Genomic DNA, 24,401 nt, shown 5'->3' with positions numbered 1-24,401 from the left:
TCAATCAGTTCAGCAGCGGCTGGGACCGTTGGAATTCGAGACTGAAGGCTTGGGAGGCTGGACAGGTTCCGGACTGAGCCGAACGGAGGACACTATGATTGCAGTACCGACAGGTGCCGCGGCTGCGCCGCGCGGCCCAATTCCCTTCTACAAGCATCTTTATGTACAGGTATTGGTGGCTATTGCTGCCGGTATTCTGCTTGGCCATTTTTATCCCGAGCTGGGCACGCAGTTGAAGCCGCTTGGCGATGCGTTCATCAAGCTCGTGAAGATGATTATCGCGCCTGTCATCTTCCTGACCGTTGCAACCGGCATCGCCGGAATGACCGATATGAAAAAGGTCGGTCGCGTTGCCGGTAAGGCCATGATCTACTTCCTAACCTTCTCGACGCTTGCCTTGATTATTGGACTCATCGTCGCCAACGTCGTACAGCCGGGCGCCGGGATGCACATCGACCCGGCTTCGCTTGATCCGAAGGCCGTTGCCAACTACGCCGCCAAGGCACATGAGCAGACCATCACCGGCTTTCTGAGTAACATCATCCCGACAACGATTGTTGGAGCATTCGCAGACGGCGACATTCTGCAGGTGCTGTTCTTCTCGGTTCTGTTTGGTATTGCGCTGGCTCTGGTCGGCGACAAGGGCAAGCCTGTCACCGATTTTCTTCATGTCCTGACAGCACCCGTTTTCAAGCTGGTTTCGATCCTCATGAAGGCCGCTCCAATCGGGGCTTTCGGTGCCATGGCATTCACCATCGGCAAATACGGCATAGGCTCGATCGCCAATCTCGCGCTTTTGATCGGCACATTCTATCTCACGGCCCTGCTGTTCGTGCTTGTCGTTCTGGGAGCAGTCGCCCGTTACAATGGCTTCTCAATCCTCGCTCTCATTCGCTACATCAAGGAAGAGCTGCTGCTGGTTCTGGGCACATCTTCGTCTGAAGCCGCACTTCCCGCGCTGATGGACAAGATGGAGAAGGCTGGCTGCAAGCGCTCTGTCGTTGGCCTCGTCATTCCGACGGGTTATTCGTTCAACCTCGACGGCACAAATATCTATATGACGCTGGCAGCCCTCTTCATCGCGCAGGCAACGGATATTCCACTGTCACTGAGTGATCAGATACTGCTTCTACTCGTGGCAATGCTGAGCTCCAAGGGTGCAGCAGGCATTACGGGTGCCGGTTTCATCACGCTAGCAGCTACGCTGTCCGTTGTTCCAGCCGTTCCAGTCGCGGGCATGGCCCTGATCCTCGGTATCGACCGCTTCATGTCAGAATGTCGCGCGCTGACCAATCTCGTTGGCAATGCGGTCGCAACCATCGTTGTGGCACGTTGGGAAAATGAACTCGACACCGACAAGTTGGCCGCAGCGATGAACGGAACGCCCGTTGTCACAGACCTTGTGCCGCAGCTGGAACCTGCTGAATAACGGCATATCAGACAGTAAGAGAAACGGCCCGCTTCTGGCGGGCCGTCTTCCATCTAGCGCTCTACAGGTTTGCCTTGCGTTATCAACCGGGCGCTATGCTGGCCGGAGATGTAAGTCCAGAGCCAGCTCCAGGCGACAGCGGCACGGCTTCGCGTTCCAATAAGGAAGAAGATGTGCGCAATGCCCCAGAACCACCAGGCGATTAGCCCCTTAAGCTTGAAGCGACCCATATCAACCACAGCGGCGCCTCTGCCGATGGTCGCAAGATTGCCCTGATGCTTATAACGGAATGGCATCGGTGGGGTCTTTCCTTCAATGCGACTTTTGATGACCTTGGCAACATAGGCACCTTGCTGCTTGGCGGCAGGGGCAATACCCGGAACCGGCTTGCCGTCCGGTCCCTCGACCCACGCCGTATCACCAATGACGAAGATATCCTCATGGCCAGGTACATTGAGGTTGGATAACACCTTCACGCGCCCTGCTCGGTCACTCTCGGCGTTGAGCCACGTTGCGGCTGGAGAGGCAGCCACGCCTGCTGCCCAGATTGCCGTCCGGCATGGAATGAACTCTTCGCCGACAGTCACGCCCTCGGCTGTGATGTCCTTGACCGGAATTCCGAGCCGTACTTCCACCCCCAGTTTTTCGAGCGCTTTCAACGCATAATTGGACAGGTCTTCTGGAAACGCCGCCAGAACGCGCGGACCGGCTTCAAGCAGCATCACGCGTGTCTGCCGCGTGTCTATATTGCGAAACTCCGGCCATATGGTTTGTTTGGCCAACTCAGCGATAATGCCTGCTAGTTCAACGCCCGTCGGTCCGCCACCGACGATGGCAAATGTCAACAACGCTTGCCGCTTTGCTTCATCGCTTTCACGTTCTGCACGCTCAAAGGCGAGAAGCAGGCGACGGCGAATGGTGGTTGCGTCCTCAAGCGCCTTCAGTCCGGGGGCCAACGCTTCCCATTGATCGTTACCGAAATAGGCGTGTCGTGCTCCGGTGGCGATTACGAGCATGTCGTACGAAATTTCGGTGCCGTTTTCGAGCAGCACCTGACGGTGCTCGCTGTCAACATCGGTGACTGTGCCCAATAGCGTGGTCACTTCCTTGCGATCTTTGAACAGATGCCGGATCGGCCAGGCAATTTCGGACGTGGCGAGAATGGTTGTTGCAACCTGATAGAGAAGCGGCTGGAACAGGTGATGATTACGCTGATCGATCAGCGTGATTCGCACGTCGACGTTTCTAAGGTCGTGGATCAGTTGCAATCCGCCAAAACCGGCGCCGACGACAACGAGATGGGGGGCTCGCTTTTCACTCATTACTTCAGCCTGCTTTCATTCTTAAAATGCCCGTCAATCACCCCGTTGCAAGAGGAGGATCGTCGTCAGACATATTTTATGTCTGTGTCCTGTTTTTTCCAGACATCTTATCCCGATATTGATCGATTTTAAGGTTTCATCACAGAACGATGTAAAGAGATTGTCTCCGTTCTAGAATAGAACAATTCCAGAAAGCACTTTCACCTTTTTGAGCGATCTTGGCTTTGCTGTCATTTCTTTTAACATTTTGTGTTTTTGGCCTCTTGTCTTTGGTGTTTCCGCTCTAGCTAACCCTAGGTTGTTATCGGAGCTTGGAGGGACGGATGCATTGGCTTCAGGCAATATTTCAGCAGGCACCCGAAATTGCTTTGTTCCTTTCCCTGGCCGGCGGGTATGCGATCGGCAAGATACACTTCGGCAAGTTCCAGTTAGGAGGAGTTGCCGGGTCACTGCTTGTCGCGGTGATAATCAGCCAGGTGGGCGTTCAGATCGATAATGGGGTGAAGGCTCTGCTCTTCGCCCTTTTTATTTATGCGGTCGGTTTCGAAAGTGGTCCGCAATTCTTTAGATCACTCGGGCGGCAATCCTTGCGTGAGATCGCAATGGCCGCGGTGCTCGCCATCAGCGGTCTCGCGACCGTCGTCATCATGGCGCGCATATTCGGTTTGGACAAAGGTCTTGCGGCGGGTATCGCAGCAGGTGGGCTGACGCAATCTGCAATCATCGGAACGGCAAGTTCGGCCATTTCCAAGCTTGGTCTGGCAGCTGACGAAGTACAGCGATTGCAGGCCAATGTCGCTGTTGGATATGCTGTGACCTATATTTTCGGTTCCTTCGGAGCGATCATTGTCTGCGTCAATCTGCTGCCGAAATTCATGGGACGCACTATCCGCGACGATGCCATCAAGGCGGAAGCCGAACTGTTGGCTGGCATAAGGGTCTTGGGGCAGGGCGAAAGCGAAGCAGCTCCTGATCTTGTGGGGCGCATCTATAAGGTGGAACAGGCATCAGGAAAGACCGTGGCCCAGATTGAGGCGATGACCTCTGTTGAAGACGCCATAACCATTGAACGGGTCAAACGTGCTGGCAAGATCATCGGCGTCGCACCCAATCTCCATCTGGAAAGGGACGACATCGTTCTTGTGGCCGGCAGGCGCTCAGGCGTTGTCGCTTCTGGCAACAAGATCGGCACCGAATTGCAATCTTCTGAAGGCATGGATGTCGTCGTGCAAATCCGTGACGTGACGATCACTTCACCGGATTATGTCGGCAAGACCGTTGCTGCGATCAAGGAGAATATAAGCTCTGAACTGCGCCACGGCGTCTATGTTATCGGCGTCAAACGTGCCGACAAGCCTTTGCCGCTGCAACCTGATACGGTCATCAGTGCTGGCGATGTCGTTTCACTCTACGGAACCGATCAGGATTTGCAGCGTGCGGCGAAGTCTATCGGTCCGGTGATCGTTCCAAGCGATAAGACCGATTTCGTGTTCCATGGCCTCGGTATCGCTTTCGGTCTTCTGATCGGTCTGGCTGTCGTGCGCATTGGTTCGATACCGCTGACACTTGGCAGCGGCGGCGGAGCGCTTCTGTCAGGTCTGCTCTTCGGTTGGTATCGCAGCCGGAACATGACCATCGGCAACATGCCGACGGGTGCCTCCACATTGCTGCGCGATTTGGGCCTCGCTGGCTTTGTTGCAGTTGTCGGCCTCCAGTCAGGTCTGCAGGCCGTGCAGACAATTATCAGCAGCGGTCTCACCATTTTCCTGATCGGTGTGGTCGTAACCATTCTGCCGCTGATCATCACGATGTTCTTTGGCCGTTACGTGCTGAAATATGACAATGTGGCTATATTTGCTGGCGCTCTTTCCGGGTCGCGCAGCGCAAATCCTGCCTTCGGCGAAGTGCTCGACAAGGCAGGCAATTCCATTCCTACCACCCCGTTCGCAATCACCTATGCGCTTGCCAATGTCTTTTTGACATTGCTCGGGCCGTTGGTGGTCGCTTTCTCCTGAGGAGTAGATCATGGCGAAGACTGATTATAGCAAATATGCAAAGCTAAGCCCGTTCGAACTCAAGGATGCACTGATCCAGCTGGCTTCAAGCAAAGCTGATCTGACCATGCTGAACGCCGGGCGCGGCAATCCGAATTTTCTGGCTACCCTACCGCGTCGTGCCTTTCTGCGACTAGGGCTATTTGCAGTCGCAGAAGCCGAACTTTCCTATTCCTATATGTCGACAAGCGTGGGCGGTTTGCCGAAAGTCGAGGGAATTGAAGGGCGTTTCCAGAGATTTCTCTCTGAGAATGGCGACCAACCCGGGGTGAAGTTTCTCGGGCGTGCACTGTCTTATGTGCGTGATCAGCTGGGCCTTTCCCCATCAGAATATCTGCATGAAATGGTGGAAGGCATTCTTGGGTGTAACTATCCGGTTCCGCCGCGCATGCTGAAGATCAGCGAAGAGATCGTGAAGCATTATCTCGTGCGCGAGATGATCGGCGGTTACATGAGTTCCGATAAACTCGATATATTCGCGGTCGAAGGCGGAACTGCTGCCATGACCTATATTTTCGACACGCTGAAACAGAACAAGATACTTGATGAAGGCGATACAGTCGCCATCGGTATGCCAGCTTTCACGCCCTACATCGAAATACCGGAACTGAACAATTATCGGTTGAAAGAAGTGCACATCAATGCCGACCCGCATCAGGGCTGGCAATATCCCGAAGCGGAGCTGAACAAGCTGCTCGACAAGTCGGTCAAGGTCTTCTTCCTGATCAATCCGAGCAACCCGCCGTCGGTCAAGATGGATCAACGCGGCCTTGAGCAAATCGCGCGGATCGTCAAGGAAAAGCGTCCCGATCTCATGATCTTGACGGATGACGTCTACGGCACTTTTGCAGATGACTTTAAGTCGCTCTTTGCGATCTGCCCTTACAATACAATGCTCGTCTATTCTTTTTCCAAGTACTTCGGAGCAACCGGCTGGCGTCTTGGTGTTGTCGCCATGCAGAAGGACAATCTTCTGGATGAAAAGCTCAAGAACCTCCCGTCTTCGGCGAAGAAGGAAATGAATGAGCGCTATTCCTCACTAACGCCGGATGTCTCAAAACTGAAGTTTATTGACAGGCTTGTTGCCGACAGCCGCACTGTCGCGCTTAACCACACGGCAGGGCTATCAACGCCGCAGCAAGTGCAGATGGTTCTGTTCTCGCTTTTCGGTCTGATGGACGAAAAGGATTCCTACAAGGCCGAACTCAAGAAGTTGATCCGTCACCGTGAAGCGGCGCTTTACCGCGAGCTTGGGCTGGAACCACAGTCCGACGAGAATGAAGTCGATTATTATACGCTGCTCGATCTGGAAGATATCGTTCGCCGCCTCTATGGCGATGATTTCGCGGCCTGGGTGAAGAAGAATATCTCTCCAACAGAATTGCTTTTCCGTATCGCAGATGAAACCGGCATTGTTTTGCTTCCGGGCACTGGCTTCGGTACTTTGCAGCCTGCAGGGCGTATCTCGCTGGCGAACCTCAATGAGTATGAATATGCCGCTATCGGGCGTTCGCTCCGGCGTATGGCGGAAGAGGTTTACAACAAGGAATTCAAGCCAAAGAAGAAAAACAAATAAGTTGTTGGGCAGGGGCGCGAAAAGCACCCCTTCAGCCATTAAACTGACGACAGAACCAGCAAGTCGCGGCGGACGTCATCACCGTTGCCGCTTATGAGCTGCTTCTCGATATCCGCATGTGTAGCCTTCCATATCGGCACCGCTGCAGCAAGAGCTGCTTTTCCCTCAGGCGTGAGTTGCAATAAACGCTCGCGCCTGTCCTTCGGGTTGATAACGATCTCCACCCAACCTTGCCGTTGCAATGGCTTCAACGCTGCGGTCAAAGTCGTCTGATCCATGGCCAACAGTTCTGCCACCGGCTTCATTGGCGGCGGTGATGGGCGATTGAGCGACATCATCAGCGAGAATTGACCGTTGGTCAGCCCAACTGGACGCAGAGCGTCGTCAAAGCGGCGGGCGAGCGCACGTGCGGCGCGCTGAACATGCAAGCAAAGGCAGGTATCACGAACCAGAAGTGTTGTTTCAAAAGGTACATCGAGGCTATTTGACATGATTTATTAATATTGATATCAATGTAAATCGTCAAGCGGGAACATTGATATCTGGGCATAGACAGGGAGCAAAAGCCGGAGGAGGGCTTGCACCATGAATGAGGTTGTATCCCGAGAAGTTTGGCTTGAGGCGCGCCGTGCGCTTCTGGCAAGTGAAAAAGAAGCCACTCATCTGCGCGACAAGGTCAATCGTGAGCGGCAGGCACTGCCATGGGTGAAGGTTGATAAGGATTATGCATTCGATACGCCTTCGGGTCGGAAGTCGCTTTCCGAACTGTTCGACGGGCGTAGCCAGTTGCTGGTCTACCATTTCATGTTCGGACCCGACTGGGATCAAGGTTGCACAGGATGTTCGTTCCTTGCTGACAATCTTGATGGCGCCGTGACACATCTCAACAATCACGACGTCACGCTAATTGCCGTTTCGCGCGGACCGCTGGCAAAGCTGCAAGCTTACCAAAGGCGGATGGGTTGGCATTTTCCATGGATTTCGTCAGAAGGCAGTGATTTTAATTTCGATTACCACGTCTCCTTTACGAAGGATGAGCTCGAGAATAACCGCGTTTTCTACAATTTCGACAAGCTGGCTGCTGAAGATGCTTTTGATGAGCTGCCCGGCATGAGCGCTTTCTACAAGGACGACAGCGGTGCCATCTATCACACCTATTCCAGTTATGCCCGAGGCATCGAGGAGTGGATAGGCACTTTGATGATCCTCGACCGAGCCCCCAAGGGTCGGAATGAAAATGGCACGATGCATTTCGTCAAACGGCATGATGAGTATGAAGCACAGGCTTCCAAGCACAGCTGCTGCGGCTGATCATTCAACCGTGAAATAAATCCAAGGGAGTACTTTCAATGAAAAACGGCTCTTCTCCGTTCGTCTGGTATGAACTTATGACAACAGATGCTGACAACGCACAGGATTTTTATACAAAAGTTGTCGGCTGGACAGCGAAAGATGCCGGGGTTCCCGGCATGAAATATACATTGTTCGAAGTGCCCGGATGCATGATTGCAGGCATGATGTCGATGGCGGATATGTCAAAGGAAGATTGCGGAGGCGAACCCGGCTGGATCGGTTATGTCGGTGTCGCAAATGCAGACGAATATGCCAAAAAGGTTGAAGCTGAAGGTGGCAAGGTGCTCAGAGCAGCGCAGGATATCCCGGACATTGGACGGTTTGCGATCGTTTCGGACCCGCAAGGTGGTATCTTTGCACTTTTTGAACCGAAAGACGACATGCCGCCACCGGCTGACTTCGGTTCGCGCAAACCGGGGCATCCGGGTTGGCATGAACTGTATGCTCAAAACTGCGAGACGGTATTTTCGTTCTATGAGAAAGTTTTCGGCTGGAAGCTCTCACGCAATTTCGACATGGGGCCTATGGGCAATTACAAGGTGTTCAGTGTCGATGGCGCCGATCACGGCGGTATCATGACCGCACCTCCCGGCACTCCGGTTGGCTGGGGTTTCTACTTCATGGTCGATGGCGTGAAGAATGCTGCCAGCCGGGTCAAGTCTCTCGGCGGAGCGGTTTTGCAAGAGCCGATGGAAGTGCCGAACGGCGAATGGGTTGTTCAATGCAAGGATCCGCAAGGTGTGAACATCTCGCTCGTGGAGCCAAAACCGTAGGATAATTGCGTCTTGTGATTGACTGCCGATACATTTGCGATGATTGGTTGGACCATCGAAACGTATCGGCGGAAGATCGATCATGCACGACAGAAGGATGCGTCAGTCTCGGCAGGCAGGTACTGTTTTTGCCGCGGATGTTGGCGGGTCCTTCATTCGGCTGGCCCGCTCGGCACGTCCGGGACACATCGAACTTCTTGAAAAGTTGCCGACCCCTGCAAAAAGTTGGGATGGGTTCGGGAGCGCATTGGAAACTGCGCTTCGAACCCACGCATCGGATGAGGCGGGGCCACTTGCACTTTCCATCGCTGGATTGGTTGATCCAGTAACAAGTTCCGCTTTCTCGGCGAACATTCCTTGCATCACCGATCACAGATTAAGTCTTGAACTCGGCGAGCGATTGGAGCGACAGGTAATCGCCGCCAATGATGCTGATTGTCTGGCCCTTGCAGAAGCTATCGAAGGGGCTGGTAAGGGGCACGACATAGTTTTTTGCGCAGTGCTGGGCACAGGTGTTGGCGGCGGACTTGTTATCGACGGTCGATTGGTTCGCGGTAAAGCCGGTTTGACTGGCGAATGGGGGCATGGCCCGATCCTCAACACATGTGTAGAAATAGACGGACAAACAGTGTCGGTTCCTCGCTTCGATTGTGGCTGCGGTCAGAGCGGTTGCGTCGATACGATTGGCGGCGCGCGCGGGATCGAAAAACTGCACCAGTTTTTGAACGGTATAGATGCGAGTAGCCATGCGGTCCTGCAGGAATGGCTGGAAGACAGACCGGAGGCGAGACGGACGATTACCGCTTATCTCCAGCTGGTTGCCGATCCGCTTGCAGCCGTCGTCAACATAACAGGCACGTCGATTATTCCGGTTGGTGGTGGACTTGCTACTGCTTCCGAATTGATCTCCGCACTTGATACGGCCGTCAGGGCCAGAATTTTGCGGAAAATGAACCAGCCATTGGTCGTTCCGGGTGTATTCGGCAGTGATGGCGGTTTGGTTGGGGCCGCAATATTGGGGCATCAGACGTGAGCGTGTTACTTGAAGTCTGCGTAGATAGCGCCGAAGGGTTGCGGTCGGCAATAGAAGGTGGTGTGGATCGTATCGAGCTCTGTTCTGCGCTTGAGCTTGGTGGTTTGACGCCTTCGCTGGGATTGATGGAGCTTGCCTCGAAAGCGCCAATCCCGGTTTACGCAATGATCAGACCGCGCGCGGGCAATTTCTGCTTTTCGACAGAAGATGAAGCCATCATGGTGTCGGATATTCGTAATGCCAGAAATGCCGGTTTGGCCGGTGTTGTCATTGGAGCTTCGCTGAGCGACGGTTCTCTTGATGTCGCCATGTTGGAAAGACTGGTTGCAGAAGCAAAAGGCCTTGGAACGACGCTTCATCGCGCATTCGATCTCGTTCCGAATATGGAGATTGCCGTACAGCAAGCAATTGCACTCGACTTCGAGCGCATTCTGACGTCTGGTCTGTCACAAACTGCGGAAAAGGGGTTGGATAATCTGCGGGTGCTGGCTGAGTTGGCTGGTGGCCGAATCCGCATCATGCCCGGCAGCGGCGTCAACGCGGAGAATGCGAGACGGATCGTGGAGGCAACGGGCGCGACAGAGATTCATGCTTCATGCCGTGTCCCGGTCGAAGAGAAGGATTCTCGTGCTATCGCTTTCGGTTTTGCCGCAGAACAATCATTTCGGACATCAGCTCAGCGTGTAAGCGCGTTGAAAGCCGCCTTAGAAAAAATTTGAAGGACGTTCATTCCAAATTTTGTAAGTCGCTGAGTGCAACATTCATAAACTGATCGGCAAAAGAAATGGAAATTTCTCATACACTTTAAGGCGACACTTAAACCCTATTGCCACCCCGAAAGAGTTTGAGTAGAAGTGACATCACATCAAGAGTTGGGGAGACGCCCAACGCCAACCTGCCTCTCCGGGCAAGGTGGTACTCTCTGTAAAGAGAGGATGTGGCCAAACCGGCAAATATACGGATAAAGCCACTCGCGTCCTCCCCCAACATAAACTAGGGACCGACGCGACATGCCGATTAAAATTCCTGACGATCTGCCAGCAACCAGTGTTCTCCAGGCCGAGGGCGTCATGGTCATGCGCGAAGCAGATGCCATTCGTCAGGATATTCGTCCGCTGAAGATCGGCCTTCTCAATCTGATGCCGAACAAGGTCACGACAGAGACGCAAATTGCGCGTCTGCTTGGCGCGACACCGCTGCAGGTCGAGCTAACTCTTGTTCGTATCACCAACCATGTGGCGCGCCATACGCCTGCCGATCACATGTTGTCGTTCTACCAGCCGTGGGAAGAGGTGCGGGACCAACGCTTTGACGGTTTTGTCATCACCGGTGCTCCGGTCGAACGCCTCGAGTTCGAGGAAGTCACCTATTGGGATGAGATGCAGCGTGTCTTCGATTGGACGCAGACCCATGTGCACCGGTCACTGAATATATGTTGGGCCGCACAGGCTGCCGTCCATCATTTCCACGGCATGGGCAAGTACGAGCTGCCGGGCAAGGCGTCAGGCGTCTATAGCCAGCGCAACCTTGCGCCGTCGTCTCCCTACCTTCGTGGCTTTTCGGATGATTTCAAAATCCCGGTTTCACGTTGGACCGAAGTGCGCAAGAGCGACATTCCAGCCGAGAGTGAGCTGAAGGTTTTGGTCGATAGTCCGGAAACGGGCCTTTGCCTGCTGGACGATCCACGTCATCGCGCGCTGCATATGTTCAATCACGTGGAGTACGACACAACGTCGCTTGCCGATGAGTATTTCCGCGACATTCAGGCTCAGCCTGAAACAAAGGTTCCAGCCAACTATTTCCCCGGAGATGACGCGACGCGCCAGCCGGAAAACCGCTGGCGCAGCCACGCACATCTTCTGTTTGGAAACTGGATCAACGAGATGTATCAATCGACGCCTTACAACCTGCAAAATATCGGGAAGCGTTAAGGGCACACAGTAAGGAAAGCGCGACCAGAATGCATCCGATCCACGGCAGGGCTTGCAAGTTCCAGTGCCGTAAAGCAAGTCCGCCCGTGGCCGTGCCAAGCGCTACGCCTATGTGCATGGCAGATAGATTGATCCCGACACCGGCATCTGCCGTTGCGGGATCGGTCGTGATGAGAAAGCTCTGAACGACCGGAGATATCATCCAACTTATACAAGCCCAGATCATCAGTACCGCGCCGAAAATAGTGCTGGACCCTGTTGCAAGCGGTATCGTTGCTAACGCAGTCAGATAGAGAAGTGGCGTCAGCTCGATAGCCAACCTTGGTGAAAGCTTGTCGACGAGCAGTCCGCCGAGATAACCGCCTGTCATTCCGGCCACGCCGAACGCCACCATCGCCCAGATGACTTTCTGTGAAGAGATGTGGACAGCCTCCAGAAGATAGGGTGACAGATAGGCGAACAAGACGAAATGACCGCCGATCATCAGGATGGAAACCAATTGTGCTGATACCAGCCGGAAGGATTTCAGGTGCGGCATATAAGGTGGCAAGCCACGCAGGCTTCGTCCTGCACGAGGCAGGGAAAGCAACGACAGGAGCAGCACCAAAGCTGCCGCCAGTGCCAGGCACAGGAAGACCGCACGCCAGCCCAGCCAATCGTTGACAATCATTCCCGTGGGGACACCGGCCACCATCGATCCGCTTATACCCATGAATATGATCCCGATGGCGCGTCCGCGCATTGCGGGACTAACCAGCTCTGTCGCCAGCATGGTGGCAATCAGGCAGACGACGGCACTTGCGGAGGCCATGCCGATGCGCGCGATAAACAGGACAGCATAATTGGGGCTAATGCTCGCGATGATATTGCTTGCGATGAAAACGCCCAAGGCGAAGACGAGGACGGCTTTCCGTTCGAAGCGCGTTGTTAGAACGAATGCCAGTGGTGCTGTGAGAGCGAAGGTAATCGAGAAGATTGATGTCAGCTGCCCGGCGGCACTGACTGAGACATTCAAACCGGGTGCGATGCCCGGAAGAATGCCGACAATAATGTTCTCGGCGGTGCCGGTAACGAAGGTAGCCAGCACCAGCACAAATAACCGGATGTCCATATTTGCCATTCCCTTTCATGGTAACACCATGCGGGCAGCAAATGGCCCGGCATGGCGATATTGCATGCCGGGTTTCGAGGCAAAGCTTCGGTTATCCCTGATATAACTTCATAACATCCAAACTGGCTTCTGGCCAGTTTCTCGCTGTTTAGCTGGCGGCACGCGCCAGCCATCTGTGCCAGTCGTCCTCTGAGCCGTGGAAAACGTTCAGGTCAATCTTACCGTTCACACCCTGCGACAGACCCGACCCAGAATACTGCCAGAAGGTCCATGGGCGACCCGGATAGACCTTCGACGGATGCTGGGCAACGGCACGCAGCCAGAATGGATAGTTGGTGAAGGCACCTTTCAGGTTATCGTCATAGAAGTCCGGAGCTGTATAGATGATTGGCCGCTTGCCATAATGCTGCTCCAGCCTGTCCATGAAGACCTGCATCTTTTCCCGCACCTGCGCCGGAGAAGGCCGACGCTTGCAGGAGGAATCGCCGTTCCATTCTACGTCGATGACAGGTGGAAGCGCATCGGCTTCCTTTGGAACATTGCGGATGAACCAATCGGCCTGCTGGCTTGCCACGCGGCACCAGTAGAAAAAGTGGTATGCGCCGCGTTTGATGCCCGCTGCTTTCGCTTCGCGCCAGTTCTTGCGGAACATGGGATCGAGGTGGTCGCCGCCGTCGGTCGCCTTGATATAGGCGAAGTTTGCACCTTGCGTGCGCAGTCTCACCCAATCGATATCACCCTGCCAGCGGGAGACGTCCACACCGTGCACTGCCAGCTTGCGCGGCGATGAGCGTCCAAAATTGATTGGTTTCGCATCACGAAAGCGGTGGCTGTAGACTTTCGATCGTTCCTGTGGTGCGAGGCGCACCGGCGGATAGGCTGCGACTTCCGGCTTTGGAACAGAGATGCGCGCCTGGGGGCGTTCCTGCAACTGCGGTTGCGGTGTAACGGGAGCAGGCGGCTCGGCCTTGAACGGACCCGCATCCGGAATGGGGCCGGCCCAAGCTAGAACTTCTTCCTGTTCAGCAGCTGGCATCGGCTGAAGTGCGCTCGCCATTTCGCTCAAGGGGGCGGGCGGAACCGGGCGAGCCACCGAACTTGTGGTCTCAGCCGATGTCTTCGACTGGAGCATAATGCTGTCGATGCCCGAACTTGACGTACAGCCCGTCAAAGCGGCGCAGGCAAGGGCAATGACTGATACAACCGAAGAACGCATGAGCACCCGTAACGCAAAACAAATGGGCTGCAACGCTCCCTCCGAGCTAATTGCTAATCAAAGCTTACCGGGAAATGCTGAATCCAAAGTTTACGAAATTGCTAATGCACATTCTCTAATTCGATTGTTCGAGAATTTTTATCAGCGCTGTTGCCGAATTCTCCAATGCAGTTTCATCAAATCCTGAGAATCCGAGGATAAGCCCCTGACGTGGCGTCAGTTTTGTATAGAGCGTTGATAGCGGATGAGCCTCGATACCAGCATCTGCAAGAATAGTGGCAAGGCGCGTATCGCTTTTCCCGTCTGGCAAAGCCAGCAGCAATGAAAGCCCGGCAGGAGGGGCTTCAATTCGAAAAAACGTCGGATCTCCGGGAGCGAGCGCTGCAATCAGTTTACGCCGCCGCGATGCATGTATGCGCCGCATGCGCCTGATGTGCTGTGCAAAGGCTCCCGTTTCGATAAAACTGGCCAATGCCGGTTGGGCCAAGGGCGATGGCGCTGGGAATAAGGTTTGTCGCAGCGCCCTGAATCGAGTGGTCATGTGCGACGGTACAATCAGAAAACCGAGCCGCAGGAGTGGCGAAAAGACCTTGGAGAAACTTCCGATATAAAGGATGCGATCTGGATCAAGCGACATCAGGGATGGCAATGGCTGGCCGACATAACGGTGCTCGCTGTCATAATCGTCCTCGATGATGATGGCGTCGCGTTCCCTTGCCCAGGCAAGCAGCTCCAGACGGCGCCCTAATGGCATGGTCACGCCTGTCGGGTGGTGCCGTGCCGGTGTGACAAACGCTCCACGCGCATTGTTGGCCTTGTCTCGCGCGGTCGAAACATCGAGGCCTCCGCCATCAATGGGGACGGGAATGATGTCGAGGCCATTGACGCCAAGGATCTTGCGCGCGGGCGGATAGCCCGGTTCCTCCATCCACAGTCTGTCACCCGGTACAAACAGGGCCTCCCGAATGAGGGAAAGAGCGTCTGCGCTGCCGCCGGTAATGATAATCTGCTCTGGTGACACAATCATCCCGCGCCACTCGTGCAAATGACGGGCCAGTGAAGATCGCAAAAGATGAAAGCCGAACACATCGTCACTGCTTAGCAGCTCAGGGGATGGGTTGCGCCAGATGCGCCCGAGCAGCTTCCCCCACTCGTCGTGTGGGAAATGATCACTATCAAATACACCAAGATGAAAAGGTTTGGCTTCCTCGTGATGTAACTGCGGCTGGACTATCGCGTCGAGGGGCGCATGGTCGACTGTCAGGCTGGTGTCGGGAAGTTCGGCGGTGACATGGGTTCCGGAACCTTGACGTCCTTCGAGATAGCCCTCGGCAATCAACTGGTCGAATGCCGCGAGAACGGTTGTTCGTGACAGGCCAAGTTCCAGAGATAAGGCGCGGGTAGACGGCAATCTTGAATCGGGTTTCAGGCGTCCGGCTAAAACCGCTTGTCTTATCTGATCAACCAGTTGGGCGGTCAGCGAGACATCGCTGGAGCGATCAATCCCGAATTCTGGAAGTGTATTCGAAATTGGCATTATATTATTCTCTTAAAGTGGCTATTTTCTCAAAGCCACTATGACGGCAGTTTGGCCGAATATAAAGGAGAAAAATCGCCCATGACGACAGCCCCTTCTGAACGCAGCCGTGTAAAACGCTTGCATGAGCGCGGTGCCTATGACGCAGCCACGGTTCACGCAATCATCGATGCGCAGCCTCTGGCGCATGTGGCCTATGTGTTCAACGGAACGCCCTATGTCACGCCTACGCTGGTCTGGCGTGAAGGCGATTTCATTTACTGGCACGGATCATCCGCCAGTCGTATGCTGGAAAGTTGCGACGAAGCAGAAGTGTGCGTAAGCTTTACGTTGCTCGACGGGCTGGTTCTCGCTCGCTCGGCGTTTCATCACTCCTGCAATTACCGTTCGGTCATGGCTTTCGGGACAGCGCGCAAAGTTTCGGACATCGCGGTGAAGCAACATCACTTGCGCAGCTTCGTAAACGGCCTTTTTCCGGGGCGCTGGGAAGGCCTGCGGCCGATGATGGCAAAGGAGCTGAAGGCCACCATGCTTCTGGAACTGGAACTGAATGAAGCGTCAGCAAAGGTTCGTTCCGGTCCGCCGAAGGATGACGATGCCGATTATGCCCTGCCAATTTGGGCAGGCGTCATTCCCATGACCACCCAGATGGGCGCGCCGGTGGATGACGGTCGTATTCTGCCGGGTGTTGCTGCGCCGGATGCCATCATGCAGTTCGGTTATGTGGCTGAAGCGGCGGAATAGGCAGCCGAAGGTTCAGGCGGGTCCGAGAAAGATGTGTGTCTCGGATTTCGCGATCCCGTCCATGGCGCGGATACCTGTTACCAGCCGGTGAAATTCATTCATGTTGGGGACTTCGATCTCGGCGATCAGGTCCCACGTACCATTCGTGGTGTTCACCGCCGAAAAGCCGGGGTTCTTGCGTAAAGTCGCTATCACGCTTTTGATGTTTCTCCCGGTCAATTCGATCATCATGATGCCGCGGATCATGTCGGTGGCACCATGATCCTTCAATCTGACTGTAAAGCCTGCAATGACGCCTGATGCGATCAGGCGTTCCATCCGGCTTTGGATCGTGCCCCGCGCCACACCCAAAATGCTGGCGAGAGTCGGAATGGACGCACGCGCATTGATGCGCAGTTCAGATATTAATCGTTGATCCAGATCATCCATCACCACACCGCCATTTGACGATTTCGTCGGTTTGATTGCGTTTATCGCAGATTGTTGGACATTTCTATACAGAATTGACGTTTTCGTTGATCCTTTGCTCCGTTAGCGTGCTTGAAAACAAACAAGTCGGATAAGCAAGCAACGCAACCGGCAAGGGGAATTTCGGAGGTGGATCGATGGGGCTTTTCTTTCTCCCGCTCCTGGGTAACCAGAGCATATCGTTCTTGCCTGTTCCGAATCTGTTTTCCCAAGAAATTTGCCGTCGCCCGTCGGGCGTCGACGATCTGGAAAGATGCGTCCAGCCGGGCGCTCGGAACAGGCATCGCCCATGATCGCGACACGATCACTTAGGAGAAAATGAAATGAAAACCCTTCTGTCTTCGCTCATTGCCGCTGGCGTCGGCGCGCTGATGATGCTCGCTCCTGCTCATGCGGACGACCTCGAAAAGGTCAAGCAAAGCGGCGAATTGCGCATCGGCATGAGCGGTGTTTTCCCGCCATTCAGTTTTGTTGATGGTCAGAACCAGGTGGTCGGTTTCGACGTCGATATCGGCACCGAAATTGCCAAGCGCCTTGATGTAAAGCCGGTTGTCGTGACCACCGCTTTCGACGGCATCATTGCAGGCCTGCGCGCAGGCAAGTTCGATGTGGTCGTCGGCAGCATGAGCATCACGCCGGAACGCGAAAAGGCTGTCGATTTCGCAGGCCCTTACTATCGCGGTGGCCGTGGAATTTTCGTGACGGAAGCCTCGCCGGTGAAGTCCATGGACGAACTGAAACGTGGCAAGACCATTGCCGTGACGCTTGGCGAAACCAGCGACAAGTGGGCGCGCGAGCAGGGCGGCTGGACCGTCCGTACCTATAAGGGCATCCCGGAACTGCTGCTTGAGCTTCGTTCAGGTCGCGTGGACGCCATTGCATCGGATGACATTCCGATCCTGATCGCCATCAAGGAAAGCGGCGAAAAGGTTCGTCAGCTCGATACGCCTGAACTTCAGGGCGTCGACAATGTCGGCATCGCTCTGCGCAAGGGTAACCCTGAGCTTAAGGATGCGATCAACAAGGCTCTCGACGACATGAAAGCGGACGGCACCTACGAGAAAATCTCGACCAAGTGGATCGGTCGCGACATCCGCTAACCGCATGAAACCCCGAGCCGGGACAACTATTAACGCAATTGTCCCGGCAACATTTCTTTCCGGCTTGGTTTTCCAGACAGGAAAGGGGAGATAATGAACTTCTCTTTGATGGTGGAGGTCTTTCCATATTTTTTGGAGGCCGCCCTGGTTACCGTCGAAATATCGGCGCTTGCCATTTTGATCGGGTTGAGCGTCGGTGCGCTTGCCACATCTGCAAAACTATCGCGTTTCTGGCCGTTGCGTTTTATCGGTACGGCCTATGTCAGCGTTTTTCGCGGCACACCATGCCTTCTGCAGCTTTTCGTTCTCTATTTCGGCGGCCCACAGATCGGCATCAATCTTGAGCCGTTTGCAGCCGGTGCCATCGGTCTCGGTCTTAATATCGGCGCATATTACGCCGAAGCAATGCGAGGCGCCATTCTGACGGTCGATACCGGGCAGAACGAAGCCGCCCGTTCCATTGGCTTCAGCAACGGACAGTCGATGCGCTTTGTGGTGTTGCCGCAGGCAGCGCGGCTCATGATCCGTTCGCTCGGTGTCAATACAGTCATGCTGATCAAGGGGTCTGCTCTCGTTTCCGCGATTTCCGTGGTCGAACTGACTTACACGGCTCAACGTTTCATCGGCTCGACCTATCGTCCGTTTGAAATCTTCGGCATCGCCGCGGCCATCTACATGGTCCTCATTTATATCGTTGCACGCTTCGTCGATTTCCTCGAAGCCCGCTATGCACTCAAATAGGCGGTGATCCCATGCAACTCGATTTCTCTATCGTCCCGCCCTATACTGAACTTCTGATGACCGGCATCTGGTGGACGCTCATCATCGCCGTGTCCTCATCCATCGTCAGCTTCTTCGGCGGTATCGCTTTTGCCTTGCTCGTTCTCTATGGCAACTGGCTGGTGCGTTACCCTGTCCGTTTCTTCATCTGGCTGTTCATGGGCACGCCGCTGCTTCTGCAGCTGTTCCTGCTCTATTACGGCCTGTCGCAGATCGGCATCAACATTCCAGCCGTATGGACTGGCATCATCGGCCTTGGCCTGCATTTTGCGGTCTATAATTCGGATATCTTCCGCACCGCGATCCTGACTGTCGATCCGGGGCAGAATGAAGGTGCCCGTTCGCTGGGTTTCGGCAGCGGTCAGACGCTGCGCTACATCATCGTGCCGCAGGCCGTCCGCAATGCGTTGCCACAGGTGGGCAACAATCTGATTGCGCTTTTGAAGGACACGGCGCTCGTGTCGGTAATCGGTATTACCGAGTTGGTTCACGCTTCGCAGCAGGCGATCAGCGAAACCTACAGCCCGTTTGAATTCTACATCACTGCCGCAGTGATCTTCTACGTACTCAATCTCATCCTGGAAGCCGGATTGCACTGGATGGAAAAGAAAGTCGAGGCTTACCGATGAGCAACAGCAAACCCATGGTGGAAGTGCGCGACGTCCACAAGTCTTATGGCGCGCTCGAAGTTCTCAAGGGCATCAACCTGTCTGTTGAACGCGGCCAGATTATCGCCATTATCGGGCCGTCCGGTTCCGGCAAAAGTACTTTGCTGCGCTCCATCAACCATCTGGAAACGGTCAACTCAGGCCAGATATTGCTGGACGGCGTGCAGGTAAATCAGTCGCTGAGCGGACGTTCTTTCGAGCGGCATATCAATGCCGTGCGACAGCAGATGGGCATGGTTTTCCAGCACTTCAATCTGTTTCCGCATCTCAATGTCATGGAAAACATCACACTCGGACCCATCAAGTTGAAGGGCAAGAGCAAGCAGGAAGCGCAGGAGCTGGCCGTTTCTCTTTTGAAGAAGGTCGGTCTTGTCGATAAGGCGTCAATGTATCCGTCGCGTCTGTCGGGCGGGCAGAAACAGCGCGTGGCTATTGCCCGTGCACTGGCGATGCAGCCGAAAGTCATGCTGTTCGACGAGGCGACTTCTGCGCTCGATCCGGAACTGGTCGAGGAAGTCAATCAGGTCATGAAACAGCTCGCGCAGGAACACATGACCATGCTGATCGTGACCCACGAAATGCGTTTTGCCGCCGAAGTTTCAGACAAGGTTCTGTTCATGGACAAGGGCGTCGTGGTCGAAGAAGGCAAGCCGGACGTGATCTTCACCAATCCGGAAAATGAAAGAACGAGAGCGTTCCTGCGAAAGCATCTCAACCAGTAAGTCGACGTTTAAACCAGATTTGAAAACCCGCCTGTGCCTTCCCCAAGGCACGGAGACGGGGAACTATTGAGCGAGGAAAAACCGTGGCATCCCCAAATGAATGGAACCCGACAGAACGGGTGCGAGAACTCTCCTATCGCATGGTGAGATGGCCGAGCGAAACGGGAACACCTGACGAGGCATCGTTCGGGCTGAAGCTGGCTGAGCTTTTGCGCGAGATCCCCTATTTCCAAAAGAACCCTGACGATATTGCCGTCATCGACAGTCACGGCTCGCCGATGACCAAGAATGTTATCGCCGTAGTGCGCGGCGCCGGGCGACGAACCCTGGCTCTGGCGGGGCACTTCGATGTGGTGGAAACTGCAAATTATCGCGATCTGAAACATCTTGCTTTCGAGCCGGATGCTTTGCTGGAAGCTCTTCTGGCCGATCTTACCAGCCGTCCGCTTGCACCGAACGAGGAAAAGGCGCTCGCCGACTTCCAGAGCGGAAATTACATTCCCGGTCGGGGCATGCTCGACATGAAAAGCGGTGTTGCAGCCGGTATCGCAACGTTGGAACATTTCTCGCAGCGGGTAGATCGCGAAGGCAATCTGATTTTGTTTGCGACACCTGACGAAGAGCGTGGTTCGCGAGGAATGCGCAGCCTGCGCGATGCGTTGCCGGAACTTGCCGAACGCTGGGGCCTCGATATCGTTGCCGGTATCAATCTTGACGCAACGAGCGATCAGGGTGACGGTGCGGAAGGCCGAGCCATCTATCGGGGCACAATCGGCAAGCAGCTTCCCTTTGCTTTTGTGGTCGGACAGCCGTCTCATGCGAGCTATCCGTTTGAAGGTGTCAGCGCGCATCTCATTGCATCGGAAATCATGCGGGCGGTGGAAGCCAATGCAGCCCTTTGCGACACGGCGGATGGCGAAGTTTCGCCACCTCCAATCTGCCTTGAAGCGCGGGATTTTCGCGGCGGTTATGAAGTGACCACGCCGGAACGGACGTGGATTGCTTTCAACTGGCTGACCCATTCCGTCTCGCCAGATGCTTTGTTCCAGCGGTTCAAGGCAATTGTCGGTGAGGCGCTGGATCGGGCAATCACGCACTTCAATGTGGAGGCGGAGCGCTTTACAAAGCTGGTTGGCAGCGATGCAGATGCCAATCACAAGGGCAGAATTCTGACCACGGCCGAGTTGCGCGACGAAGTCCGGCGTATTGGTGGTGATGCGGCACTGGAACGGATAGCGGCACTGGAAGCTGAAATTTCAAGAAGCGATAACCCGCTTCTTATCACGCGGGAACTCGTCAACGCCATGGTTGCCGAGGCACGCATTACAGGCCCAACGGTCATTGTCGGCTTCGGAAGTCTCGTCTATCCTCACGTTCGCATGGGTGTCGAAACGGCCGAAGAACAGCGTTTTACAGAAGCTCTGGAAACCGCACGCCTGGATGCGGAGCGCCAGTTCGAAACGACGATCCGGTATCGCGAAATCTTCGCCGGTATTTCAGATATGAGCTTCTTCGGTCATATTCCTGACGCGACGGATAGTGAAGTCATCGCGGCCAACACACCAGCGGCTCAATTTATCGATCGCGCCAATCCGAAAGCACTTTCCTATCCGGTGGTGAATATCGGCCCGTGGGGCCGCGAGTATCATCAGCGGTTGGAGCGGGTCTACGCGCCCTATGCCTTCACGGTACTGCCACAGTTTCTCAACGGCATCGCTACGCGCTTCCTGAAGTCTTAGCGGTTCGCGAATAGCGGCGCGATGTCCTTCACTTTGCCTGATTAACGGTTATAGCGATCATGTGGAGGACATCGTCAGCGCTGCACCCGCGTGAGAGGTCATTAGCGGGTTTGGCGAGGCCCTGAAGCACAGGGCCTATGGCCTGCGCCCCACCAATACGCTGGGCGATCTTGTAGCCGATATTGGCGGCTTCGAGATTGGGGAACACAAAGACGTTGGCATTGCCCTTGAGCGGTGAATCCGGCGATTTGGCATGGCTGATTGCCTCGACGAATGCCGTGTCGAACTGTAATTCTCCATCGATGCACAGAGCAGGCTTGCGCTCCCGCACCGTCCGGGTTGCCTGAACGACCTTTGATACGCGCTCATGCGCAGCACTGCCGCCGGTGGAGAAGGACAACATGGCAACGGCCGCATCTTTTTCCGTGAGCTGGCGATATGAATCGGCCGACTGTATGGCGATATCGGCAAGTTGCGCGGAATCCGGTTCCACCACGAGGCCGCAATCGGCAAAGACGAAAGCGCCTTTCTTCTGATGATGAGACTGGCACAGCAGCATCAGGAAGAAGCTTGAGACGAGTGATGCGCCTTCGGCCTTACCAATGATCTGCAGGGCATGACGCACCACATCGGCAGTCGTTGCAACTGCGCCAGCCACCGTCCCGTCCGAATCGCCTTCGCGTACCATCATGGCGGCGAAGCCGAGTGGCGTCTTCACGATTGCCTCAGCCTGCTCTTCCGTCATGCCTTTGGCCTGACGCAGCCGATAGAGTTTTTGCGCATAATCCGCGCTTTTGTCCGATACTACTGGATTTATGATCGCGATCTTTGAGCCGTCAATCTGCCTGCTGATGACGCTTTCGGAGCCCAGAAGCGTAATGCGGGCAATGGCTTCACGTTCGGCACGCAGCGCCGCATCGATGATACGCGGATCTTCGCCCTCGGCCAGCACGATGTGACGTGGCCTCGAACGGGCTTTCTCAAAAATCTTTTCCAACGGCAGCATGGCGCAATCTCTTCAAAAGGCCGGGAGTTGCGCTCCCGGCCTGATCACTGACGGACTGGTTCAGACGGGCATTTGCTGGCACATGTCGGCCTTGTCGATGCCGGCCACGACAACGGGCTTCTTCATCGCATCACGGCGGAATGGTTCGCCCAGTTCCTGATTGAGCACGACTTCGATGAAGGTGGTCACCCCCTTGGCCTGCTCGTCGATTGCCGTCTGCAAGGCTTCGGTCAGCGCCTGCTGGCTATCGACGGTCACGCCTTTCAGGCCGCAGCCATCCGCCACCTTGGCGTAGCTCAGGTTCGGATTGAGCTCGGTGCCGACGAAGTTGTTGTCGTACCACAGTGTCGTGTTGCGCTTTTCGGCACCCCACTGATAGTTGCGGAAGATGACCATGGTGATCGCAGGCCAGCCCTTGCGACCGATGGAGGTCATCTCGTTCATGGATATGCCGAACGCGCCGTCGCCTGCAAAGCCGACCACTGGCGTGTCAGGCTGGCCGATCTTGGCGCCGACGATGGACGGGAAGCCATAACCGCAGGGGCCGAACATGCCCGGTGCCAGATATTTGCGTCCGTGTTCGAAGCTTGGATAGGCGTTCCCGATGGCGCAGTTATTGCCGATGTCGGTGGACATGATGGCGTTCTTCGGCATTCCAGCCTGTATGGCACGCCATGCCTGCCGCGGCGACATGCGGTCCTTCTCGCGCTCGCGCGCACCGGCATTCCAATGCGTGCCCGGATCGTCATCCTCATGATCCATCGAGGAAAGCTGCTGCAACCAGGCGGATTTGCGCTGATGGATGAGCTGCTTGCGCTCGTCGCGACCGGCATTGCCCGCATTGGCTCCCATCTGGTCGAGAATCTGCTGCGCAACCTGCCTGGCATCGCCGCAAATGCCGACCGATATCTTCTTGGTGAGGCCGATACGATCAGGATTGATGTCGACCTGAATGATCTTTGCATCCTTCGGCCAATAATCGATGCCATAGCCGGGCAGGGTCGAGAACGGATTGAGACGGGTACCGAGCGCCAGGACCACATCGGCCCTGGAGATCAGCTCCATCGCGGCCTTGGAGCCATTGTAGCCGAGTGGACCGGCGGACAGTGGATGGGTACCGGGAAAGGCATCATTATGCTGATAGCCGCAGCAGACCGGCGCATCGAGCCTTTCGGCAAGCGCGATGGATTCAGGGATCGCACCGCCGATAACGACACCGGCCCCGTTAAGGATGACCGGGAATTTCGCATTGGTGAGAAGCTTTGCAGCCTCGGCAATGGCATCGCGTCCGCCGCTCGGGCGTTCCAGCCGGACGATCTGTGGCAGGTCGACGTCGATGACCTGAGTCCAGAAGTCACGGGGAACGTTGATCTGTGCCGGTGCACAGCCGCGCCATGCCTTCTCGATCACGCGGTTCAGCACTTCGGGAATGCGGGTCGCATCGCGCACTTCTTCCTGATAGCAGACCATCTCTTCGAACAGCGACATCTGGTCAACTTCCTGAAAACCGCCCTGACCGATGGTCTTGTTGGCAGCCTGTGGAGAGACAAGCAGCATCGGCGTGTGGTTCCAGTAAGCAGTCTTGATGGCAGTCACGAAGCCGGTTACGCCGGGCCCGTTCTGAGCAATCGCCATACCCATCTTGCCCGTCACGCGGGTATAACCGTCGCAGATCAGCGCCGCATTCGTCTCATGGGCGCAATCCCAGAAGGTAATGCCCGCCTTCGGAAACAAATCCGATACCGGCATCATCGCGGAGCCGATGATCCCGAATGCATGTTCTATCCCATGCATCTGCAAAACCTTAACAAATGCTTCTTCCGTCGTCATTTTCATGGC

General features: G+C 55.3%; 22 protein-coding genes and 1 riboswitch. Of the genes, 14 read left to right on the top strand and 8 right to left on the bottom strand.

Annotated elements, in window-relative coordinates:
• Window positions 1-94: 94 nt before the first annotated feature.
• Window positions 95-1,429 carry a dicarboxylate/amino acid:cation symporter gene (locus AAE521_RS10550; protein ID WP_012092900.1) on the top strand — a complete coding sequence of 445 codons (1,335 nt, stop codon included), beginning with the start codon at window positions 95-97 and terminating at the stop codon, window positions 1,427-1,429.
• Window positions 1,430-1,482: 53 nt separating this feature from the next.
• Here the strand turns inward: AAE521_RS10550 and AAE521_RS10545 are convergent, their stop codons facing one another.
• A complete protein-coding gene (locus tag AAE521_RS10545) occupies window positions 1,483-2,751 on the bottom strand; it encodes an NAD(P)/FAD-dependent oxidoreductase (RefSeq protein ID WP_071630805.1) in 1,269 nt (422 codons plus the stop codon).
• Between the two features lie 323 nt (window positions 2,752-3,074).
• On the opposite strand from AAE521_RS10545, the gene aspT reads away from it, so the two are divergent.
• Together aspT and AAE521_RS10535 are read left to right on the top strand one after the other, a co-directional pair.
• The gene (gene aspT, locus AAE521_RS10540; protein WP_071630804.1) at window positions 3,075-4,766 is read left to right on the top strand and encodes an aspartate-alanine antiporter; all 1,692 of its coding nucleotides are present in this window, start codon (window positions 3,075-3,077) and stop codon (window positions 4,764-4,766) included.
• 10 nt (window positions 4,767-4,776) lie between these two features.
• Complete coding sequence (locus AAE521_RS10535; RefSeq protein ID WP_342061282.1) at window positions 4,777-6,381, top strand: bifunctional aspartate transaminase/aspartate 4-decarboxylase; 1,605 nt, start codon at window positions 4,777-4,779, stop codon at window positions 6,379-6,381.
• Window positions 6,382-6,419: 38 nt separating this feature from the next.
• Here AAE521_RS10535 and AAE521_RS10530 read toward each other — a convergent pair whose 3' ends face one another.
• A complete protein-coding gene (locus tag AAE521_RS10530; RefSeq protein ID WP_071630802.1) occupies window positions 6,420-6,872 on the bottom strand; it encodes a MarR family winged helix-turn-helix transcriptional regulator in 453 nt (150 codons plus the stop codon).
• Window positions 6,873-6,966: 94 nt separating this feature from the next.
• Here AAE521_RS10530 and AAE521_RS10525 point away from each other — a divergent pair, with 94 nt between their 5' ends.
• The 5 genes from AAE521_RS10525 to metA all read left to right on the top strand — a co-directional run bounded on the left by AAE521_RS10525 (window position 6,967) and on the right by metA (window position 11,471).
• The gene (locus AAE521_RS10525; protein ID WP_071630801.1) at window positions 6,967-7,692 is read left to right on the top strand and encodes a DUF899 domain-containing protein; all 726 of its coding nucleotides are present in this window, start codon (window positions 6,967-6,969) and stop codon (window positions 7,690-7,692) included.
• 38 nt (window positions 7,693-7,730) lie between these two features.
• Complete coding sequence (locus AAE521_RS10520) at window positions 7,731-8,507, top strand: VOC family protein (protein WP_071630800.1); 777 nt, start codon at window positions 7,731-7,733, stop codon at window positions 8,505-8,507.
• Window positions 8,508-8,589: 82 nt separating this feature from the next.
• On the top strand, window positions 8,590-9,540 hold the full coding sequence (locus AAE521_RS10515) for an ROK family protein (RefSeq protein WP_342061281.1): 951 nt from the start codon (window positions 8,590-8,592) through the stop codon (window positions 9,538-9,540).
• A complete protein-coding gene (locus AAE521_RS10510) occupies window positions 9,537-10,259 on the top strand; it encodes a copper homeostasis protein CutC (RefSeq protein WP_071630798.1) in 723 nt (240 codons plus the stop codon). The genes AAE521_RS10515 and AAE521_RS10510 overlap by 4 nt, the downstream gene beginning before the upstream one ends.
• A 138-nt stretch (window positions 10,260-10,397) precedes the next feature.
• Window positions 10,398-10,507: riboswitch (SAM-I-IV-variant riboswitch) on the top strand.
• 43 nt (window positions 10,508-10,550) lie between these two features.
• Complete coding sequence (gene metA, locus AAE521_RS10505; protein WP_071630797.1) at window positions 10,551-11,471, top strand: homoserine O-acetyltransferase MetA; 921 nt, start codon at window positions 10,551-10,553, stop codon at window positions 11,469-11,471.
• Here metA and AAE521_RS10500 read toward each other — a convergent pair.
• The 3 genes from AAE521_RS10500 to pdxR all read right to left on the bottom strand — a co-directional run bounded on the left by AAE521_RS10500 (window position 11,416) and on the right by pdxR (window position 15,335).
• A complete protein-coding gene (locus AAE521_RS10500) occupies window positions 11,416-12,582 on the bottom strand; it encodes an MFS transporter (protein ID WP_342061280.1) in 1,167 nt (388 codons plus the stop codon). The two genes, metA and AAE521_RS10500, sit on opposite strands and share 56 nt — an antisense overlap.
• Window positions 12,583-12,730: 148 nt before the next feature.
• Window positions 12,731-13,798, bottom strand: coding sequence for a glycoside hydrolase family 25 protein (locus AAE521_RS10495; RefSeq protein WP_342061279.1), 1,068 nt, complete (start codon window positions 13,796-13,798; stop codon window positions 12,731-12,733).
• 115 nt (window positions 13,799-13,913) lie between these two features.
• Window positions 13,914-15,335, bottom strand: a complete 1,422-nt coding sequence (pdxR, locus tag AAE521_RS10490; protein WP_342061278.1) for a MocR-like pyridoxine biosynthesis transcription factor PdxR — start codon at window positions 15,333-15,335, stop codon at window positions 13,914-13,916.
• A gap of 81 nt (window positions 15,336-15,416) precedes the next feature.
• Here pdxR and AAE521_RS10485 point away from each other — a divergent pair, with 81 nt between their 5' ends.
• On the top strand, window positions 15,417-16,079 hold the full coding sequence (locus AAE521_RS10485; RefSeq protein WP_342061277.1) for a pyridoxamine 5'-phosphate oxidase family protein: 663 nt from the start codon (window positions 15,417-15,419) through the stop codon (window positions 16,077-16,079).
• Window positions 16,080-16,091: 12 nt separating this feature from the next.
• Here the strand turns inward: AAE521_RS10485 and AAE521_RS10480 are convergent, their stop codons facing one another.
• Entirely contained in the window at window positions 16,092-16,508 is a 417-nt protein-coding gene (locus AAE521_RS10480; protein WP_010658693.1) for an Lrp/AsnC family transcriptional regulator, read from the bottom strand.
• Window positions 16,509-16,870: 362 nt separating this feature from the next.
• Here AAE521_RS10480 and AAE521_RS10475 point away from each other — a divergent pair, with 362 nt between their 5' ends.
• From AAE521_RS10475 to AAE521_RS10455, 5 genes are all read left to right on the top strand, one after another.
• Window positions 16,871-17,647, top strand: coding sequence for an ABC transporter substrate-binding protein (locus tag AAE521_RS10475; protein ID WP_071630794.1), 777 nt, complete (start codon window positions 16,871-16,873; stop codon window positions 17,645-17,647).
• 93 nt (window positions 17,648-17,740) lie between these two features.
• Window positions 17,741-18,388 carry an amino acid ABC transporter permease gene (locus AAE521_RS10470; RefSeq protein ID WP_012092914.1) on the top strand — a complete coding sequence of 216 codons (648 nt, stop codon included), beginning with the start codon at window positions 17,741-17,743 and terminating at the stop codon, window positions 18,386-18,388.
• A gap of 11 nt (window positions 18,389-18,399) precedes the next feature.
• Window positions 18,400-19,056, top strand: coding sequence for an amino acid ABC transporter permease (locus tag AAE521_RS10465; RefSeq protein WP_010658696.1), 657 nt, complete (start codon window positions 18,400-18,402; stop codon window positions 19,054-19,056).
• Window positions 19,053-19,817 carry an amino acid ABC transporter ATP-binding protein gene (locus AAE521_RS10460; protein WP_071630793.1) on the top strand — a complete coding sequence of 255 codons (765 nt, stop codon included), beginning with the start codon at window positions 19,053-19,055 and terminating at the stop codon, window positions 19,815-19,817. The genes AAE521_RS10465 and AAE521_RS10460 overlap by 4 nt, the downstream gene beginning before the upstream one ends.
• 140 nt (window positions 19,818-19,957) lie before the next feature.
• On the top strand, window positions 19,958-21,556 hold the full coding sequence (locus tag AAE521_RS10455) for a M20/M25/M40 family metallo-hydrolase (RefSeq protein ID WP_084094012.1): 1,599 nt from the start codon (window positions 19,958-19,960) through the stop codon (window positions 21,554-21,556).
• A gap of 28 nt (window positions 21,557-21,584) precedes the next feature.
• On the opposite strand, the gene pta is transcribed toward AAE521_RS10455, so the two are convergent.
• Complete coding sequence (gene pta, locus AAE521_RS10450; RefSeq protein ID WP_342061276.1) at window positions 21,585-22,562, bottom strand: phosphate acetyltransferase; 978 nt, start codon at window positions 22,560-22,562, stop codon at window positions 21,585-21,587.
• 60 nt (window positions 22,563-22,622) lie between these two features.
• Complete coding sequence (gene xsc / locus AAE521_RS10445) at window positions 22,623-24,398, bottom strand: sulfoacetaldehyde acetyltransferase (protein ID WP_342060206.1); 1,776 nt, start codon at window positions 24,396-24,398, stop codon at window positions 22,623-22,625.
• Window positions 24,399-24,401: the final 3 nt, after the last annotated feature.

Source organism: Brucella cytisi (assembly GCF_038433355.1).
GTDB classification, from domain to species: domain Bacteria; phylum Pseudomonadota; class Alphaproteobacteria; order Rhizobiales; family Rhizobiaceae; genus Brucella; species Brucella cytisi.
This window is presented reverse-complemented; position numbering and strand designations above follow the sequence as displayed.

Bases quoted from the DNA above. Each gene is read 5' to 3' on its own strand.
- AAE521_RS10475 (WP_071630794.1), top strand. From the start codon at position 16,871: ATGAAAACCCTTCTGTCTTCGCTCATTGCCGCTGGCGTCGGCGCGCTG.
- AAE521_RS10515 (WP_342061281.1), top strand. From the start codon at position 8,590: ATGCACGACAGAAGGATGCGTCAGTCTCGGCAGGCAGGTACTGTTTTT.
- AAE521_RS10550 (WP_012092900.1), top strand. From the start codon at position 95: ATGATTGCAGTACCGACAGGTGCCGCGGCTGCGCCGCGCGGCCCAATT.
- AAE521_RS10460 (WP_071630793.1), top strand. From the start codon at position 19,053: ATGAGCAACAGCAAACCCATGGTGGAAGTGCGCGACGTCCACAAGTCT.
- AAE521_RS10545 (WP_071630805.1), bottom strand. From the start codon at position 2,751: ATGAGTGAAAAGCGAGCCCCCCATCTCGTTGTCGTCGGCGCCGGTTTT.
- AAE521_RS10480 (WP_010658693.1), bottom strand. From the start codon at position 16,508: ATGGATGATCTGGATCAACGATTAATATCTGAACTGCGCATCAATGCG.
- metA (WP_071630797.1), top strand. From the start codon at position 10,551: ATGCCGATTAAAATTCCTGACGATCTGCCAGCAACCAGTGTTCTCCAG.
- AAE521_RS10455 (WP_084094012.1), top strand. From the start codon at position 19,958: ATGGTGAGATGGCCGAGCGAAACGGGAACACCTGACGAGGCATCGTTC.
- AAE521_RS10530 (WP_071630802.1), bottom strand. From the start codon at position 6,872: ATGTCAAATAGCCTCGATGTACCTTTTGAAACAACACTTCTGGTTCGT.
- aspT (WP_071630804.1), top strand. From the start codon at position 3,075: ATGCATTGGCTTCAGGCAATATTTCAGCAGGCACCCGAAATTGCTTTG.
- AAE521_RS10485 (WP_342061277.1), top strand. From the start codon at position 15,417: ATGACGACAGCCCCTTCTGAACGCAGCCGTGTAAAACGCTTGCATGAG.
- pta (WP_342061276.1), bottom strand. From the start codon at position 22,562: ATGCTGCCGTTGGAAAAGATTTTTGAGAAAGCCCGTTCGAGGCCACGT.
- AAE521_RS10525 (WP_071630801.1), top strand. From the start codon at position 6,967: ATGAATGAGGTTGTATCCCGAGAAGTTTGGCTTGAGGCGCGCCGTGCG.
- AAE521_RS10465 (WP_010658696.1), top strand. From the start codon at position 18,400: ATGCAACTCGATTTCTCTATCGTCCCGCCCTATACTGAACTTCTGATG.
- AAE521_RS10470 (WP_012092914.1), top strand. From the start codon at position 17,741: ATGAACTTCTCTTTGATGGTGGAGGTCTTTCCATATTTTTTGGAGGCC.
- xsc (WP_342060206.1), bottom strand. From the start codon at position 24,398: ATGAAAATGACGACGGAAGAAGCATTTGTTAAGGTTTTGCAGATGCAT.
- AAE521_RS10495 (WP_342061279.1), bottom strand. From the start codon at position 13,798: ATGCGTTCTTCGGTTGTATCAGTCATTGCCCTTGCCTGCGCCGCTTTG.
- AAE521_RS10520 (WP_071630800.1), top strand. From the start codon at position 7,731: ATGAAAAACGGCTCTTCTCCGTTCGTCTGGTATGAACTTATGACAACA.
- AAE521_RS10535 (WP_342061282.1), top strand. From the start codon at position 4,777: ATGGCGAAGACTGATTATAGCAAATATGCAAAGCTAAGCCCGTTCGAA.
- AAE521_RS10500 (WP_342061280.1), bottom strand. From the start codon at position 12,582: ATGGACATCCGGTTATTTGTGCTGGTGCTGGCTACCTTCGTTACCGGC.
- pdxR (WP_342061278.1), bottom strand. From the start codon at position 15,335: ATGCCAATTTCGAATACACTTCCAGAATTCGGGATTGATCGCTCCAGC.